The organism is Paraburkholderia sp. SUR17 (assembly GCF_029536165.1).
Lineage (GTDB): Bacteria > Pseudomonadota > Gammaproteobacteria > Burkholderiales > Burkholderiaceae > Paraburkholderia > Paraburkholderia kururiensis.
In genome coordinates, this window is sequence record NZ_CP120509.1 from 121480 (window position 1) to 138978 (window position 17499).

Annotated in this window: 15 protein-coding genes; 6 read left to right on the forward strand and 9 right to left on the reverse strand. The window is 65.2% G+C overall.

The genetic code is table 11. The annotated features are described in order from the left end of the window. Positions 1 to 36: 36 nt before the first annotated feature. Both hpnI and P2869_RS18120 read right to left on the reverse strand, forming a co-directional pair. Positions 37 to 1317, reverse strand: a complete 1281-nt coding sequence (gene hpnI, locus P2869_RS18115) for a bacteriohopanetetrol glucosamine biosynthesis glycosyltransferase HpnI (protein ID WP_277599067.1) — start codon at positions 1315 to 1317, stop codon at positions 37 to 39. A gap of 258 nt (positions 1318 to 1575) precedes the next feature. Continuing rightward, positions 1576 to 2685, reverse strand: coding sequence for a helix-turn-helix domain-containing protein (locus tag P2869_RS18120; RefSeq protein WP_277599068.1), 1110 nt, complete (start codon positions 2683 to 2685; stop codon positions 1576 to 1578). Positions 2686 to 2880: 195 nt separating this feature from the next. Here P2869_RS18120 and P2869_RS18125 point away from each other — a divergent pair, with 195 nt between their 5' ends. After that, positions 2881 to 3588, forward strand: a complete 708-nt coding sequence (locus P2869_RS18125) for a DJ-1/PfpI family protein (RefSeq protein ID WP_277599069.1) — start codon at positions 2881 to 2883, stop codon at positions 3586 to 3588. Between the two features lie 91 nt (positions 3589 to 3679). Continuing rightward, positions 3680 to 3964: a hypothetical protein gene (locus tag P2869_RS18130; RefSeq protein WP_277599070.1), complete on the forward strand. Its 285-nt coding sequence runs from the start codon at positions 3680 to 3682 to the stop codon at positions 3962 to 3964. 130 nt (positions 3965 to 4094) lie between these two features. Here P2869_RS18130 and acnA read toward each other — a convergent pair whose 3' ends face one another. The 7 genes from acnA to P2869_RS18165 all read right to left on the reverse strand — a co-directional run bounded on the left by acnA (position 4095) and on the right by P2869_RS18165 (position 13492). Further along, positions 4095 to 6812: an aconitate hydratase AcnA gene (gene acnA, locus P2869_RS18135; RefSeq protein WP_017773233.1), complete on the reverse strand. Its 2718-nt coding sequence runs from the start codon at positions 6810 to 6812 to the stop codon at positions 4095 to 4097. 71 nt (positions 6813 to 6883) lie between these two features. Beyond that, a complete protein-coding gene (locus tag P2869_RS18140; protein WP_017773234.1) occupies positions 6884 to 8335 on the reverse strand; it encodes a bifunctional 2-methylcitrate dehydratase/aconitate hydratase in 1452 nt (483 codons plus the stop codon). 35 nt (positions 8336 to 8370) lie between these two features. Next, a complete protein-coding gene (locus tag P2869_RS18145; protein ID WP_017773235.1) occupies positions 8371 to 8907 on the reverse strand; it encodes a hypothetical protein in 537 nt (178 codons plus the stop codon). Positions 8908 to 9016: 109 nt separating this feature from the next. Further along, entirely contained in the window at positions 9017 to 10234 is a 1218-nt protein-coding gene (gene prpC / locus P2869_RS18150) for a 2-methylcitrate synthase (RefSeq protein ID WP_277599071.1), read from the reverse strand. Positions 10235 to 10286: 52 nt separating this feature from the next. Then, positions 10287 to 11183, reverse strand: a complete 897-nt coding sequence (gene prpB / locus P2869_RS18155) for a methylisocitrate lyase (RefSeq protein WP_042304164.1) — start codon at positions 11181 to 11183, stop codon at positions 10287 to 10289. Beyond that, positions 11180 to 12196, reverse strand: coding sequence for an aldolase/citrate lyase family protein (locus P2869_RS18160; RefSeq protein ID WP_277599072.1), 1017 nt, complete (start codon positions 12194 to 12196; stop codon positions 11180 to 11182). The genes prpB and P2869_RS18160 overlap by 4 nt, the downstream gene beginning before the upstream one ends. Before the next feature lie 312 nt (positions 12197 to 12508). After that, a complete protein-coding gene (locus P2869_RS18165) occupies positions 12509 to 13492 on the reverse strand; it encodes a malate dehydrogenase (RefSeq protein ID WP_277599073.1) in 984 nt (327 codons plus the stop codon). A gap of 442 nt (positions 13493 to 13934) precedes the next feature. Here P2869_RS18165 and P2869_RS18170 point away from each other — a divergent pair, with 442 nt between their 5' ends. From P2869_RS18170 to sdhA, 4 genes are all read left to right on the forward strand, one after another. Then, the gene (locus tag P2869_RS18170) at positions 13935 to 14726 is read left to right on the forward strand and encodes a GntR family transcriptional regulator (protein ID WP_277599074.1); all 792 of its coding nucleotides are present in this window, start codon (positions 13935 to 13937) and stop codon (positions 14724 to 14726) included. 195 nt (positions 14727 to 14921) lie between these two features. Then, positions 14922 to 15338: a succinate dehydrogenase, cytochrome b556 subunit gene (sdhC, locus tag P2869_RS18175; RefSeq protein ID WP_017773241.1), complete on the forward strand. Its 417-nt coding sequence runs from the start codon at positions 14922 to 14924 to the stop codon at positions 15336 to 15338. 3 nt (positions 15339 to 15341) lie between these two features. After that, entirely contained in the window at positions 15342 to 15710 is a 369-nt protein-coding gene (gene sdhD, locus P2869_RS18180; RefSeq protein WP_017773242.1) for a succinate dehydrogenase, hydrophobic membrane anchor protein, read from the forward strand. Positions 15711 to 15714: 4 nt separating this feature from the next. After that, the gene (gene sdhA, locus P2869_RS18185; protein ID WP_017773243.1) at positions 15715 to 17490 is read left to right on the forward strand and encodes a succinate dehydrogenase flavoprotein subunit; all 1776 of its coding nucleotides are present in this window, start codon (positions 15715 to 15717) and stop codon (positions 17488 to 17490) included. Positions 17491 to 17499: the final 9 nt, after the last annotated feature.

Here is a 17499-nt window from a genome sequence, read left to right on the forward strand (position 1 = left end):
GCCTGTCGGGCGGGGCTCATTCGGTTCACTGCGGGCTCATTTGTCCTGAACCGGGTAGAGCAGGCCTTTGCCGTCCACCTCGAAGCTGACGCCCCGCCATATCACGCGTGTCGAGCCGAAACTCGCCACAAAAATGGCAAACGAGAGGATATCCCACAGCGGCAGCAGCCAGAGATCGCGGCAGGGTTGCCGCAAGGTGCGGTCCGCCTGGAGCTTCAGCGCGAAACGCGCCACGAGCGCCGCCGCCACGAGTGCCCACGACCACGCCGCCCCGCCCGCCAGTGCGAGTGCAACAAGCGCGAACGGCAGCGGATGCGTGAGCGCCGAGCCGAGGTGTCCCGCGGGATCCACGGCGCGGATCGTGCGACTCCAGCGCAGTTCGTGCGAGACGAGCCGCCCGAACGTGGTTTCGGCGCAGGCATGCGTGACGGCAACGGGCGGAATCGCTACGGTCTGGCCCGTGGCGCGTACCGCTTCGCCGATGGCGTGGTCTTCGGCCAGATGGTGCGCGAACGGCAGGTAGCCGCCGATCGCCTCGAGCGTGTCGCGCCGCATCGCAATGGTCTGGCCGAAACAGGGCTTCGCGAGACCCAGCGCGAGCCCCACCACTACGCCCGGCAGGAACTGGTAGTTGGTGGCGTTCGCCGACAGACGTGGCCAGAAGCCGGGGTCCGGCTCGCCGCGATAGGCGCACGTCACGAGCCCGACGCCGGGCCGCTGCAACTCGCCCACCACGTCGCGCAGGTAATGGGTGTTCACGCCGACGTCGCTGTCCGCGAACACCAGCACGTCGTGCCGCGCGTGCGGGAGCATGTTCACCGTGTTGCTGATCTTGCGATTCGGCCCGTAGAGCCGCGAATCGATCACGACGCCAATGTCGGCCTGCGGATGCAGCGCGCGCAACGCTTCCACCGTTTTGAGCGCCGGGTCGTTGCGGTCATGCACGCCGAACAGGAATTGCACCGGCGCGGGATAGTCCTGCGCGCAGAAGCCTTCCAGATTTTCGAGCAACGCATATTCATGCCCGTGCAGCGGCTTCACCACCGTGACAGGCGGGTAATGCGTGGGCGCGGCCCGGGGTCTCGCGAAGAAACGCGGCATCAGCACCGTGGCCGCAATCGTGTAGCAGACGGCAAAGGCGGCGCACAGGCCGCAGGCGTAGCCGATCCACGTCAACGTGCTGGAAAGCGCGTGCGCGGCGCCTTCCGTCGCAATGAGCGCGCTCACGGCGATCAACCCCGCCGGGCCGAGTAGCCAGAGCAGGCTCGGCGAAAACGGCCATACCGGTTGGCGTTTCTGGGCGGGCTCTAGTTCCATCCGCTGTTCCCAAGGAGAGGGTTGGGTAAATCCCATGTCCCGGCACGCCACGAGAAAGCAATGGGCGGCAACGCGGGACGCAGGGCGAGGCGGTATTCAGCCATCCGTACTGCGACGCCAATATGAATCTTCATGCGGTTCGCGATGGGCGCCGGGCGGACGGAGGCAGAACGTGCGAGCAATCGGCACGCCATCTTACCGCGTAATGCAGGGGAGATAGGTTGGCGAGGGCACGTCGGGAGATTGTGCGGTGTCTTGTCACGTCGTTTGTGTCGGTTGGTCGGTCTGCGCGGTGGTGTGGGCAGCGGTGTGGGCAGCGGCAGCAGGCGCTGGCCGGGATCGGGATACGGTCGGCGGCTGTTCTGCGGCGAACCGTTCGCGGTAGGCCTGCGGCGTCACGGCGATGGCGCGCATCAGGCTGCGCCGCAGGGTTTCTTCGCTGCCGAATCCGCAGCGCGCCGCAATGCGCTTGACCGGCAGCTGTGTTGCGCTCAGCAAGCGGCGTGCCGCCTCCACGCGCATCTGCTCCACGGCTCGGGCCGGCGTGAGTCCGGTTTGCTCGCGGTAATGCCGCATGAAGCTGCGCTCGCTCATGCCGGCGCGGGCGGCAAGCACCGCGACCGTGAGGTCCGAAGCGAGGTGCTCGGCCATCCACGCGTGCAACTCGGCGAAGCGCTCGCCTTTCTCTTTTTGCAGCGAGAGCGCCGTGCTGAACTGCGCCTGGCCGCCCGGGCGCTTGAGAAACACCACGAGATGCCGGGCCACGTCGAGCGCGAGCTGTCCGCCGAGGTCGTCTTCCACTAACGCCAGCGCGAGGTCGATGCCGGCCGTGACGCCGGCCGACGTCCAGACGGCGCCGTCGCGCACGAAGATGGGATCAGGCTCCACGCGCACGGCGGGAAAGCGGTCCGCGAGTTCCGTGCAGCGGGTCCAGTGCGTGGCCACGCGGCGTCCGTCGAGCAGGCCGGCTGCCGCGAGCAGGAACGCGCCTGTGCAGACCGATGCGACGCGGCGTGCGTGCCCCGCGCGTTCGCGAACCCAGTTGGCGAGCGCCGTGTCCCGCGAGGCGGCGTAGACGCCGTTGCCGCCGGCGACGATCAGCGTGTCGCACGGCGCGCTTGGTGCGGGCAGCGGCAACGCGCCAAGCCCAAGCCCCGCCGACGACACCACCGTGCCCGGCTGCGCCGCGATCACGCGAGGCGCGTACGGCAGCGGCAACCCGGCTGCACGCGAGAGTTCGTTCGCGGAGGCGAACACCTGGAACGGACCGGTGACGTCGAGCAACTGCACGTCGGGGAAGGCGAGCAGGTCGATGGTGCGCGGGGGCGAAGGTGAGGCGGCTTCGGCGGGTGGTGGTTGGGTCGGCATGGCGATGGCGGTGTGATGGCGGTGTGATGGCGGCGGCTTTGTGGCGGTTTCTTGGCGGCCTCTTGGCGGCGGCGCGGCGCACGCCGTGGTCGAAAAAGCAGGTTGGCGAGAACCGAGGGTTATATGGCAATACTGCCATACGGTCGCGGCGTAGAGTCGGTTCTGTCCATCCATCGCTTGAAAAAGAGGTTCGCCATGTCGCTACAGATCGGTCTTTTGGTGTTTCCCCGCGTGCAGCAGCTTGACCTGACAGGTCCGTACGACGTGTTCGCGTCGCTGCCCGACGCCGCCGTCCATCTCGTCTGGAAGGACCGCGCGCCGCTCACGTCCAGCAGCGGTCTTGTGCTCGTGCCGGATACCACGTTCGATGCGTGTCCGCCGCTCGACGTCATCTGCGTGCCCGGCGGCGCGGGCGTGGGCGCGCTGATGGAAGATGCCGAGGTGCTGGACTTTCTGCGCCGGCAAGCGAGCGCCGCTCGCTTCGTGACCTCGGTCTGCACGGGCGCACTGGTGCTCGGTGCGGCGGGTTTGCTGCGCGGGCGGCGCGCCACCACGCACTGGGCCTTCCACGAACTGCTGGAGCCGCTGGGCGCGATTCCCGTGCGCGAGCGCGTGGTGCGCGACGGCAACCTTTTCACGGGCGGCGGCGTGACGGCCGGCATCGATTTCGCGCTGACGCTGGCGAGCGAACTCGTGGACGAGGACACCGCCCAAGCCGTGCAGCTGCAGCTCGAATACGCGCCGGCGCCGCCTTTCAACGCAGGGCGGCCGGACACGGCACCCGCCGCGGTGGTGGCTGAGGCGCGCGAGCGCGGGGCCGCGCTGTTCGCGCAGCGCAAGGCGATCGTGGACCGCGTCGCGGCGAAGCTCGAAGCGGCGTGGTCCGAAGGGCGCGTGGCATAAAGGAGCAGCGGGTGGATCGCCCTACGTCGATGCGCCTGGCGTTGCGGGCTCAAGCTAGACTTCCCGTTGCCCAAGTAAGGAGGAGAGCCCGATGCAACGCAAAATGCTCAACGCTTCGCGCTTGCAGGAAGAAGTGACCCGGCGCCTCGGCCGCATCCACAACATCGCCGAGGAGGGCGTGAAGATCAGCGTGCCGCGCCCGCAGTTGCAGGAGCCCGACGCGACGGGCTGCAACTGGACCATGAAGCATTTCGGCAACGCAGCCGGTTTCGAGCGCGACATCGAAGCCGTGTTGAAGGCGGTGCGCGCCGAATACAACCTCGCGACGGAAAAGAAGGACGCCGGCAATCCGTTCGGGGATTTTCCCGGCAGTTGAGCGCGCCGAGGTCGCTGCGGCGGGATTCACCGCCAGTCGACCCACTAAAAACGCACGAAAAAAAAGCCCGACAGAGTCGGGCTTCAAGAACTGGCTGCACCCCGTGCGGGGCGCAGCACCTGCAAAACGCTTACGCGGCGAGCAGCTGGCGCAGCACGAACGGCAGAATGCCGCCGTGCTTGTAGTAGTCCACCTCGATCGGCGTGTCGATACGCAGCAGCACCGCCACGCGTTGTTGCGTGCCGTCCTTGCGATTGATCACGAGCGTCACTTCCTGTTGCGGCTTGAAGTTGTCGCCCAGACCTTCGACGTCGAACGTTTCATCGCCGGTGATGCCGAGCGACTGGATGCTGTCCGCACCCTTGAACTGCAGCGGCAGCACGCCCATGCCCACCAGGTTGGAGCGATGGATGCGCTCGAAGCTGCGCGCCACCACGGCCTTCACGCCCAGCAGCTGCGTGCCCTTCGCGGCCCAGTCGCGCGACGAACCCGTGCCGTATTCCTCGCCTGCCAGCACCACGGTGGGCGTGTCTTCGGCGATGTACTTCATGGCGGCGTCGTAGATCGACATCTGTTCGCCGCTCGGCTGGTGGATCGTCAGGCCGCCTTCCACGCGCGTGCCGTCCGCCTTGGCCGGGATCATGAGGTTCTTGATGCGCACGTTCGCGAAGGTGCCGCGCATCATCACGTCATGGTTGCCGCGGCGCGAGCCGTAGCTGTTGAAGTCGGCCTTCTGCACGCCGTTTTCCTTCAGCCACTTGCCTGCGGGCGAGTCTTCCTTGATCGAGCCTGCGGGGCTGATGTGGTCGGTCGTCACCGAGTCGCCGAAGATGCCGAGCGCGCGTGCGCCTTTGACGGTCGGAATCGAAGCGGCCGGCTGCATCGAGAAGTCTTTGCCGAAGAACGGCGGCTCCGCGATGTAGGTGGACTTCGGCCAATCGTAGACCTGGCCTGCCTCGCCCTCGATCTTGCTCCACAGGTCGCCCTTCTTCGTGAGCTGCGCGTAGTTCTTCTGGAACGCGTCGGCGTCCAGCGCGAACTTGAGGAGCGCGTTGACTTCGTCGCTCGACGGCCAGATGTCGCCGAGGTAGATGTCGCGGCCGCCCTTGCCCTTGCCGACCGGCTCGGTCATGAGGTCGCGCGTGATGTTGCCCGCAATCGCGTAGGCCACGACGAGCGGCGGCGAAGCGAGGAAGTTCGCGCGGATGTTCGGGTGAATGCGCGCTTCGAAGTTGCGGTTGCCCGACAGCACCGCAGCCGCGACGATGTCGTTCTTCGTGATGGCTTCGTTGAGCGCCGGGGTGAGGTCGCCCGCGTTGCCGATACAGGTCGTGCAGCCGTAGGCCGCCACTTCGAAGCCGAGCTTCGAGAGGTACGGCAGGAGGCCCGTCTTCGTCAGGTATTCGGTGACGATGCGCGACCCCGGCGCCAGCGACGTCTTGATGTGCGGGGCCACCGTGAGGCCGGCTTCCACGGCCTTCTTCGCTAGCAGACCGGCGGCGAGCAGCACGCTCGGGTTCGACGTGTTCGTGCACGACGTAATGGCGGCAATCAGCACGTCGCCGTTCTTCACCTTGACGCCGTCCGAGGTGGTGTATTCCGTGTTCAGGTCGTCGGCCTTCTTCGCGAAGCCGTTTTCAGCGACGGGCTTCGAGAACAGGTCGGTGAAGGTCGACTTCACGTGGCCAATCTCGATGCGGTCCTGCGGACGCTTCGGACCTGCCAGCGAGGGCGCCACCGTGGCCAGGTCGAGCGTGAGCGTCTTCGTGTAGTCGATCTGGCCGGCCTTCGGAATGCCGAAGAGCTGCTGCGCCTTGAAGTAGTTCTCGAAGGCGGCAATTTCGGCTTCGGTGCGGCCCGTGCCCTTGAAGTAGTCGATGGTCTTTTCGTCCACCGGGAAGAAGCCCATCGTGGCGCCGTACTCGGGCGCCATGTTGCCGATGGTCGCGCGGTCCGGCAGCGAGAGCGACTTCGTGCCTTCGCCGAAGAATTCGACGAACTTGCCGACCACCTTCTCCTTGCGCAGCATTTCGGTGATGGTGAGCACGAGGTCGGTAGCCGTTACGCCTTCGATCAGCTTGCCCTTCAGTTCCACGCCCACCACGTCCGGCGTGAGGAAGTACACCGGCTGGCCGAGCATGCCGGCTTCGGCTTCGATGCCGCCCACGCCCCAGCCCACCACGCCGATGCCGTTGATCATCGTCGTGTGGCTGTCCGTGCCGACGAGCGTGTCCGGGTAGTAGACGGTGTCGCCGTTATCGGCCTTCTTGTGCACGCCGCGCGCGAGGTATTCGAGGTTCACCTGGTGGACGATGCCCACGCCCGGCGGCACGACCTTGAACGTGTCGAATGCCTGCATGCCCCACTTCATGAACTGGTAGCGCTCGTTATTGCGCTGGAATTCCAGCTTCATGTTGAGATCGAGCGCGTCTTTCTGGCGGAAGTAGTCGATCTGCACCGAGTGGTCGACCACGAGATCCACCGGCACGAGCGGCTCGATCGCCTTCGGGTCTTTGCCGGCGCGGTTCGCGACGCCGCGCATGGCCGCGATGTCGGCGAGCAGCGGCACGCCGGTGAAGTCCTGCAGCACGACGCGTGCGACGACGAACGGAATTTCGTCCACGCGCGCGGCGTTCGGCTTCCACTTCGCGAGCTGTTCGATGTGTTCTTCCGCGATCTTCTTGCCGTCGTAGTTGCGCAGCACCGACTCGAGCACGATGCGGATGGAGACCGGCAGCCGCTCGATCTTCACGCCGAGCGCCTTGCCGAGTTGCGGCAGGGAGTAGAACTTCCCTTTGCCGGAACCGCTGTCGAATTCCTTGAGCGTTTTGTGGAGGTTATGGGCCATGGTGTTTTCCTTCGTTTAATCGCGGAAATGACATTGCTACACGTTTGCCTGGTACACGTTCAAATGCGAACTCAAATGACGTACAGATCGACGTACTCGTTGACCGGCATGGCTTCGAGCCGGACCTGATCGAGCGACGCGTCGAGAATTGCCTGCTGCTGTTTGCCCGGGAAGCGGCGCGCCAGATTCGTCCTGAACTTCTCGACGAGCAGCGGGATGCCTTCGGCGCGGCGGCGCTTGTGGCCGATGGGGTATTCGACCACGACTTCGGGGAGCGTCGTGCCGTCAGTGAACTCGATGGTCAACGCATTGGCGATGGAGCGCTTGTCCGGGTCGTGATAATCCTTCGTGAACTGCGGGTCTTCCACGCACTGCATCTTCGCGCGCAGGGCGTCGATGCGCGGGTCGGCGGCCACGCTGTCTTCGTAATCCGCCGCCGTGAGCCGGCCGAAGATGAGCGGCACGGCGACCATGTACTGGATGCAGTGGTCGCGGTCCGCCGGGTTGGCGAGCGGCCCTTGCTTGTCGATGATGCGGATCGCGGCCTCGTGGGTGCGGATCGTGATCTTCGCGATGTCGTCGACGGAACGGCCCAGCGACTGCAACTGGCCGTGCAGCGCCATGGCCGCTTCGGCTGCGGTCTGGGCGTGGAATTCGGCGGGAAACGAGATCTTGAAGAGCACGTTCTCCATCACGTACGAGCCGTACGGACGCTGAAAGCGGAACGGATTGCTCTTGAAGAGCACGTCGTAGAAGCCCCACGTTTTCGCGGTGAGCACCGACGGGTAGCCCATCTCGCCGGTCTTCGCGATCAGCGCGAGACGCACGGCGCGCGAAGTGGCGTCGCCTGCGGCCCACGACTTGCGCGAACCGGTGTTCGGCGCATGCCGATAGGTGCGCAGCGCCTGGCCGTCGACGAAGGCGAGCGAAACGGCGTTGATCAGCTCGTCGCGCGTGAGGCCGAGCAGTTGGCCGACCACGGCGGTGGAAGCCACCTTCACGAGCAGCACGTGGTCGAGGCCGACCTTGTTGAACGAGTTTTCCAGCGCAATGCAGCCCTGGATCTCGTGCGCCTTCACCATGGCGACCAGCACGTCGCGCATGACGAGCGGCGGCTTGCCCGCGGCTACGGCGGTGCGCGAAAGCCAGTCGGCCGTGGCGAGGATGCCGCCCAGGTTGTCCGACGGATGGCCCCACTCGGCGGCGAGCCACGTGTCGTTGAAGTCGAGCCAGCGGATCATCGCGCCGATGTTGAAGGCGGCCTGAACGGGGTCCAACTGGAATGGCGTGCCGGGCACCTTCGCGCCGTGGGGCACGATCGTGCCGGGCACGAGCGGCCCCAGCAGCTTGGTGCACGCGGGGTAGGAGAGCGCTTCGAGTCCGCAGCCGAGCGTGTCGATGAGGCAATGACGCGCCGTCTCCAGCGCGAGCGCGCTGTCGAGACGGTAATCCAGCACGTAATCGACCATGTCGGTCAGTACGTGGTCCGGCTGGGGCCGGACGTTGGAAATCGGCGCGGACATCGTGGCTTTCCGTTGAGTCGCTCGAGGCGCTCCGCTTACTGGCTTGCGCCCACCGGTGCAGCAGCGCCGGTGCCTGCGCGGTTCAGCGCGTTGGCCTGCGTCGGCGCCGGCGAGCCTTGTTCCATGGCCAGCGTCTTGCATTCGTCGGCGAGACGCGAGCTGTCCTTGTCCGAGAACAGCATGGCCTTGGCCGGGATCACGACGAGGTCCAGACCGCTGGCGGCGTCGTGGAAACGGTCTGCGCCCGTGGTGGTCACTTCGCGCGGCAGTCGGTAATTCTTGTTGCCCCAGTGAACCGTCACGATCTGGTCGCGCTTCATGTCGCCCTGAAGCATGAACGACAGGCCTTCGTTACAGGACCACTTTTCCGAGCCGTCCGGAATCGGATCGACCTTCGCTTCCTTGGCGGGATTCGGCTTGCGCTTGATCAGGCGGCGCTTCGGCGCAGGTGCCTTCGGCTTGGCGGCCGGCTTGGCCGTCGACGTGCCGCCCTGGGCGAGCGCATCGGTGCCGGTCAGCAGCAACGTCGAGGAAAGGACGCCGACAACGGTGGCGATCAGCAGTTTCTTCATGAGAGTGAGCCTTTCTATCTAATCAGTTAAACGTGAACGACCGAGGTTTCAATGCTTGTGTGCGGCCATTGGGTTGAACTGCACGCGCCCCGAGAGCGCACAGCGGACGCTATTTTCTCCTATTTAGCGCCACAAATTTCAAATTCTCCGGCCCCGTGTAATTCGCGCTGGGGCGGATGATCTTGTTGTCGATGCGCTGCTCGATGATGTGGGCGCTCCAGCCCGAGGTGCGCGAGATCACGAAGAGCGGCGTGAACATGGCCGTGGGCACGCCCATCATGTGATACGAGACCGCGCTGAACCAGTCGAGGTTCGGGAACATCTTCTTGGCGTCCCACATCACGCTTTCGAGCCGCTCGGCGATGTTGAACAGCTTCATGTCGCCGGCTTCCTTCGAGAGCTTTTTCGCGACGTCCTTGATGACCTTGTTGCGCGGGTCCGAGATCGTGTAGACCGGGTGACCGAAGCCGATCACCACTTCGCGGTTCGCCACGCGCTGGCGGATGTCGGCTTCGGCCTCGTCGGGCGTCTGGTAGCGCGACTGGATTTCGTAGGCGACCTCGTTGGCGCCGCCGTGCTTCGGCCCGCGCAGCGCGCCGATGGCGCCCGTGATGGCCGAATACAGGTCCGAGCCCGTGCCCGCGATCACGCGGCCCGTGAACGTGGAGGCGTTGAACTCGTGCTCGGCGTAGAGGTTGAGCGAGACGTGCATCGCGTCGACCCACGACTTGCGCGGCTCGGTGCCGTGCAGCAGGTGCAGGAAGTGGCCGCCGATGGAGTCGTCGTCGGTTTCCACCTCGATGCGCCGGCCGTTGTGCGAGTAGTGGTACCAGTACAGCAGCATGGAGCCGAGCGAGGCCATCAGGCGGTCGGCGATGTCGCGTGCGCCGGGCACGTTGTGGTCGTCCTTCTCGGGCAGCACGGTGCCGAGCACGGAGACGCCGGTGCGCATGACGTCCATCGGGTGCGCGGAGGCGGGAATCCACTCGAGCGCGGCCTTCAGGTTGGCGGGCAGGCCGCGCAGGGCCTTGAGCTTCGTCTTGTAGGCGGCCAGTTCGGCGGCGTTGGGCAGCTTGCCGTGCACGAGCAGGTGGGCGACTTCCTCGAATTCGCAGGCGCCGGCGATGTCGAGGATGTCGTAGCCGCGGTAGTGCAGGTCGTTGCCGGTGCGGCCCACGGTGCACAGGGCGGTGTTGCCGGCGGTCACGCCCGAAAGTGCGACGGATTTCTTGGGCTTGAAGCCGCTGGCGGTGTTTGGCCCCGCGGTTGATGCCGCCGCTGGCTTGGCCGCGCCATTGGCGCCGTTCGAATGCCTGGTCTCGCTCATCTGCCTTGCTCCTTGCGGTGCGGCCTGCGCGGGTGGTTTTCGGTCGGCCGGCTTACTTCTTCTGGCCGAACAGCGCGTCCAGTTTCTGTTCGTACGCGTAGTAGCCGATGCTCTCGTAGAGTTCGGTGCGCGTTTGCATCGTGTCGAGCACGGCTTGCTGCGTGCCGTCGCGGCGAATCGCGTGGTACACGTTTTCCGCGGCCTTGTTCATGGCGCGGAATGCCGAGAGCGGGTACAGCACGAGCGACACGTCCGCGCCGCGCAGTTCATCGACGGTGAAAAGCGGCGTGGAGCCGAATTCGGTGATGTTCGCGAGCACCGGCACCTTTACCGCCTGCGCGAACTGCCGGTACATGCCGAGTTCGGTCATCGCCTCGGGGAAGATCATGTCGGCGCCGGCTTCCACGCAGGCTACGGCGCGCTCGATGGCGGCATCGAGCCCTTCCACCGCCAGCGCGTCCGTGCGGGCCATGATGACGAAGTCGGGGTCGATGCGCGCGTCCACGGCGGCCTTGATGCGGTCCACCATTTCAGCCTGCGCGACGATCGCCTTGCCGGGGCGATGCCCGCAGCGCTTGGCGCCCACCTGGTCCTCGATGTGCATGGCGCCTGCGCCGGCCTTCGTCAGCGCCTTCACGGTTCGTGCGATGTTGAATGCGGACGGGCCAAAGCCCGTATCGACATCCACGAGCAGCGGCAGGTCGCAGACGTCGGTGATGCGGCGCACGTCCGTGAGCACGTCGTCGAGTGTCGAGATGCCGAGGTCGGGCAAGCCGAGCGAGCCGGCCGCCACGCCGCCGCCCGACACGTAGATGGCCTTGAAGCCAGCACGTTTGGCGAGCAGCGCGTGGTTCGCGTTGATTGCGCCCACCACCTGTAGCGGACGCTCGGCCTCCACGGCTGCGCGAAACGCGGCGCCGGCGGAACGGTAGTCTGTGGTCTCGATCATGGTGCGTGCTCCTCGCCGGGACGGCCCGGCCCGAACAGCGGCGCCGCTTCCGGCGGCACGGTGCGGCCGGTGGCGTGCGCGCGGCGCAGCACCGACCAGTAGTAGCGGTAGCTCGCGCGGTCGTGCAGCGTGTCGCGATGGCGCGTCGGGCCCCATTGCGCGGCCTGCGCGGCCAGCAGGATCTCGGCGGCCGTCACGATTTCTTCGTCGCGGGGCGCGAACGCCGCGACGATGGCGGGAATCTGCGCCGGATGGATGCTCCACATGCGCGTATAGCCGAACTCGCTGCGGGCGCGCGCGGCGTCGCCGGCCACGACGCTCATGTCGCGCACTTCGGTCGTCACGTTGTGCGACGGCACTTTGCCGCGCGTATGGCACGCCGCGGCGATCTCGAGCTTGGCCCGGCGCACGAGCGGGTGGTCGAACTGGCCGGGCGAGCGCATCGCGGTGTCGGGAATGGCGCCGTCGTGCGCCGAGACGAAATCCATCAGTCCGAAGCTGAGCGCCTGCACGCCGGGCAGCGCGGCGAGGTCGAACACGCGCGCGAGCGCGCCGTGCGTTTCGATCAGCAGGTCGACGGGTACGGGCTGGGCGATGCCGAATTCGACGCGCGTGGCTTCGATGAACGCGCACATTTCGGCGGCATCGGCGACGCTGCGGATCTTCGGCAGCGTGATGTACGCCGGCGCGCGCCGGGCTGCACGCAGGATCAGGCGGACGTCGTCGCGCCAGTGGGGATGGTGGAAGTCGTGAATCCGTACGCCGACGCGGCCAAAACGGTCGTGCTCGCTGCCCACAAATGAGGCGACGAGTTCGGCGTGTTCGGCCTCGCGGCCTACCTGGGCGCCGTCTTCGCAGTCGAGCGTGATGTCGAACACGGGGCCCAGTTCCTGCTGTAGCGCCAGCGATTTGAGCATCAGCTTTTCGCTGCCGGCGTAGTGATCGCACACGGGCAGGAGGGTGGGCGGCGCTTCGCCGTCAAACAGCACTTCGGCTGGAGTCAGGGCGCGCATCTTCGGCGTCGGGTCTGAATGGGGGGTGGACGAACCTGATTCGGATGCGCTCTGGTCCGGCTGGCCTGCTTCGCCACTCGCGAAGCTGCGCGGCGTTTGGTCGCAGCGCCGAGGCTACTGGCGGGGCGCACCGGTAGTGCGCCGCGGCGCCTGCGTGCAAGGTCGGATAGAGCGCGTCCGGATCGGGTACACGGGCACAGCAACGTGAAGCAGCGCGCTTCAGCTCACGTGCCCGGATGCTTGACAGCTATGTGCAAAAAAACCGGAACCCGCGGCACAGCAACGGAGTTCCGGTTGATCTGCATGCCTGGCTTAGCCGAGCAGGTGCTGCACGCCGTCGCGCTCTTCGAGCAGCTCGGCGAGCGTGCCGTCCATCTTCTCGCGCGAGAAGGCGTCGATTTCGAGGCCTTCAATGCGCTTGTACTCGCCGTTTTCGCAGGTCACCGGCACGCCGTAGATGATGTCTTCGGGAATGCCATACGAGCCGTCCGACGGAATGCCCATCGTGACCCACTTGCCGTTCGTGCCGAGCATCCAGTCACGCACGTGGTCGATTGCCGCATTGGCCGCCGACGCTGCCGACGACAGGCCGCGCGCTTCGATGATGGCCGCGCCGCGCTTGCCGACGGTCGGGATGAAGACGTTGCGGTTCCATTCGTCGTCGTTGATCAGCTTCAGCAGCGACTGGCCTTCGACCGTCGCGAAACGGAAATCGGGGTACATGGTGGGCGAGTGGTTGCCCCACACGGCCAGCTTTTCGATGGAGGCCACCGGCTTGCCCGACTTCGCGGCGAGTTGCGAGAGCGCGCGGTTGTGGTCGAGGCGCAGCATGGCCGTGAAGTTCTTCTTCGGCAGATCCGGAGCCGACTTCATCGCGATGTAGGCGTTCGTGTTGGCCGGGTTGCCGACCACCAGCACCTTGATGTCGCGGCTGGCGACTTCGTTCAGCGCGCGGCCTTGCACCGTGAAGATTTCAGCGTTTGCCGAAAGCAGGTCTTTGCGCTCCATGCCCTTCGAGCGCGGACGGGCGCCCACGAGCAGCGCGACGTCGGCGTCCTTGAACGCGACCTTCGGATCGTCCGTGACCACGACGCCCGCGAGCAGCGGGAACGCGCAGTCTTCCAGTTCCATCACGACGCCCTTGACGGCAGCTTGCGCCTGCGGAAGGTCGAGCAGTTGCAGGATGACGGGCTGGTCTTTGCCGAGCAGGTCGCCGTTGGCGATGCGAAAGAGCAGCGAGTAACCGATCTGACCTGCGGCGCCGGTGACGGCAACGCGCTTTGCGGGCTTAGCCATTGAGAAATCTCCAGGAGGATGCGTTAGACGCCAGAGTAAAACGCCATTCTATATGGGCGTTACGCCTGGCGTTCATGAAACGGACGAACAGCGCGGCAGAGCGCAGGCGGCGGGCGCGCGCAGCGCCATCCATGCATCGTTGCCGGTCTTCGCGACAGCGCTTTCGGCACGTCCGGCGGCATCTGGAGGAGGCCGCGGCGGGGCGGATCGAAACTTCTACTGCGTGAATGCGACACCTTGTGCAGGGTAGCGCCGGTGCGCTGCCCTGCGTGCTCGAAAGCCTTGCTGGACAACGTTCGCCGGCAACCCGCGAACCCTGGCTCGACCTGGAGTGTAGGAGCGGGGCAGGCCAAAGTCAACAGTATCTTATGTCTTATATAAGACATATGTATTGAGCTGGAAAAGCTGGACGCCGATATGCGCTTTATGTTGAAATGCGCGCATGAATGCGAACCCGGCGAGCACTGCTAACCCCCCTGGCCAGGATGGCGCCGGCACCGGCACGTCCTCGTCCGGCTCGCCTACGTTCAGCCCGCTGTACCAGCAGATCAAGGGTCTCATTACGCAGAGCCTCGAATCCGGCGAATGGAAGCCCGGTGAAATCATTCCCAGCGAGATGGAACTCGCCGCCCGCTACAAGGTAAGCCAGGGCACCGTGCGCAAGGCGATCGACGAACTTGCGGCGGAAAACCTGCTCGTGCGGCGCCAGGGAAAGGGCACATTTGTTGCAACCCACAGCGAGGACCGCGCCCAGTTTCGCTTCCTCAGATTGCTTGCGGATGACGGCGCGGAGCATCCGCACGTCAGCAGGCTGCTCGAGTGCCGCCGCCTGCGCGCCACGGCCGACATTGCCCGCCAGCTGGAGCTGAAGCCCGCTGACCCTGTGGTGCTGATCCGGCGGCTGCTGCAATTCGACGGCGAAACCACCGTCCTCGACGAAATCTGGCTGCCCGGAGGGTTGTTCCGCGGCCTCACGCTCGAGCGCCTTTCCGAGTACAAGGGCCCGCTTTACGCGATGTTCGAATCCGAGTTCGGTACGCGCATGATTCGTGCGTCCGAGAAAATCCGGGCCGTCGCTGCCGACCCGTCCGTGGCTGAGCAGTTGCACGTGCCGCCGGGCTTTCCGCTGCTTTCCGTGGAGCGTGTGTCGTACACGTACGGCGACAAGCCGGTCGAGGTGCGGCGTGGTTGGTATGTCACGAACGGGTACTACTATCAGAACGATCTGAGCTGAACGGCCGCATGTGTGCAGCTTTGCGCGCGTGCGGCGGATCAGTGGAAGAGAAGCGGGCCGAAGCAGGACAGAAGCGGAAAGACGCGCCTCTTTATAGCGCAAACAGCAACGGTCATTGCAGGACTTTCGCTGCAGCGCGCAAAGAAAAGGCGCTAAAATTGCGGATTGGTGTGACTACAAAAGTAGGGGTCTAGCATGGCTGAAGCCGTAAAAAAACCGAGGCCGGAATTCCGGAACATCGGGCTCGGGCAGATATTGTTCGCGTACCGTCTGCCTCTCGCAGGGCGCGTATCGATCCTTCATCGCGTAAGCGGTGCATTGCTGTTCATCTTCCTGCCCTTCCTGCTGTATCTGTTCGATCAGAGCCTCACCTCCGAACTCAGCTTCGAAGTGTTCAAAGGCTTCCTGTCCAGCGTCATCGTCAAGCTCATCGTGCTGGTCCTCTCCTGGGCCTTCCTCTTCCACTTCTGCGCCGGCGTCCGTCACCTTCTGATGGATACCAACCACGGCGCGGTGTCCAAGGAAAAGGGCAAGCAGACCTCGGTCGTCGTCCTGATTGTTTCCTCGCTCCTTACTCTTGCCGTTGCGGCAAAACTCTTCGGGGTGTTCTGAAAAATGGCAACCAATAACCGCATCGGCCCGAAGCGTCTTGTCGTCGGCGCGCACTACGGTCTGCGCGACTGGCTCGCGCAACGTATTACCGCCACCGTCATGGCGGTCTACACCATCATCCTGCTCGTCTGGTTCTTCGCTGCGCAGGATTTTTCCTACGACGGCTGGGCCTCGATCTTCGCCACGCAATGGATGAAGCTCGCCACCTTCGTCACGCTGCTCTCGCTCTTTTATCACGCCTGGGTCGGCGTGCGCGACATCTGGATGGACTACGTCAAGCCGGTTGGCGTGCGGCTGGTGCTGCAGGCCCTGACGATCCTCTGGCTGCTCGCATGTGCGGGCTACGCTGCGCAGATTCTCTGGAGAGTGTAAAAGAATGGCTGCAATCAAAAGTTCTCTGCCGCGTCGCCGCTTCGACGTGGTGATCGTCGGCGCAGGCGGCTCGGGGATGCGCGCATCGCTGCAACTCGCACGTGCCGGCCTCTCGGTCTGTGTGCTCTCGAAGGTGTTCCCCACGCGTTCGCACACGGTCGCGGCGCAAGGCGGCATTGGTGCCTCGCTCGGCAACATGAGCGAAGACAACTGGCACTACCACTTCTACGACACCATCAAGGGCTCCGACTGGCTGGGCGACCAGGACGCCATCGAGTTCATGTGCCGTGAAGCACCGAACGCCGTCTACGAACTTGAACACTTCGGCATGCCGTTCGACCGTAACGCGGACGGCACGATCTACCAGCGTCCGTTCGGCGGCCACACCGCGAACTACGGTGAAAAGCCGGTGCAGCGCGCCTGCGCGGCTGCCGACCGTACCGGCCACGCGCTGCTGCATACGCTGTACCAGCAGAACGTCGCAGCGAAGACGCAGTTCTTCGTCGAATGGATGGCGCTCGACCTGATCCGCGACGCGGACGGCGACGTGCTCGGCGTGACGGCGCTCGAAATGGAAACGGGCGACGTCTACATTCTCGAAGGCAAGTGCACGCTGTTCGCCACGGGTGGCGCGGGCCGCATCTTCGCGGCGTCCACCAACGCGTTCATCAACACCGGCGACGGCCTTGGCATGGCGGCGCGTTCGGGCATTCCGCTCGAAGACATGGAGTTCTGGCAGTTCCACCCCACCGGCGTGGCCGGTGCGGGCGTGCTGATTACCGAAGGCGTGCGCGGCGAAGGCGGCATTCTGCGTAATGCGAACGGCGAGCGCTTCATGGAGCGCTACGCGCCCACGCTGAAGGATCTGGCGCCGCGCGACTTTGTGTCGCGCTCGATGGACCAGGAAATCAAGGAAGGCCGCGGCGTGGGTCCGAACAAGGACCACGTGCTGCTCGACCTCTCGCACATCGGCGCCGAGACGATCATGAAGCGTCTGCCGTCGATCCGCGAAATCGCGCTGAAGTTCGCGAACGTCGACTGCATCAAGGAACCCATCCCCGTTGTGCCGACCATTCACTACCAGATGGGCGGCATTCCGACGAACATCCACGGTCAGGTGGTGGGCACGCAGAAGGGCCACGAAGACCCGATCAACGGCTTCTACGCCGTGGGCGAATGCTCGTGCGTCTCGGTGCACGGCGCGAACCGGCTGGGCACGAACTCGCTGCTCGACCTCGTGGTGTTTGGCCGCGCAGCGGGCAACCACATCGTGAAGCACGTGAAGGAAATCAAGGAGCACAAGCCGCTGCCGGCCGATGCTGCCGATTTCTCGCTCGCGCGTCTCGACAAGCTCGAAAAGTCCAGCTCCGGCGAATACACGCAAGCCATCGCCAACGACATCCGCTCGACCATGCAGAAGCATGCCGGCGTGTTCCGGACTTCGGCGCTGCTCTCGGAAGGCGTAGGCGAAGTGGCCGAACTCGCGAAGCGCGTGGAGCACGTGCATCTCAAGGACAAGTCGAAGGTGTTCAACACGGCGCGCATCGAAGCGCTGGAACTTGCGAACCTGATCGAAGTGGCACGCGCGACGATGGTGTCCGCTGAAGCCCGCAAGGAAAGCCGCGGCGCGCACGCGCACAGCGACTACGAGCATCGCGACGACGAGAACTGGCTGCGCCACTCGCTGTGGTACAGCGAAGGCGACCGCCTCGAATACAAGCCGGTTCACATGAACCCGCTTAGCGTCGAGTCGGTACCGCCGAAGGCGCGTACGTTCTAAGCCAAAGCC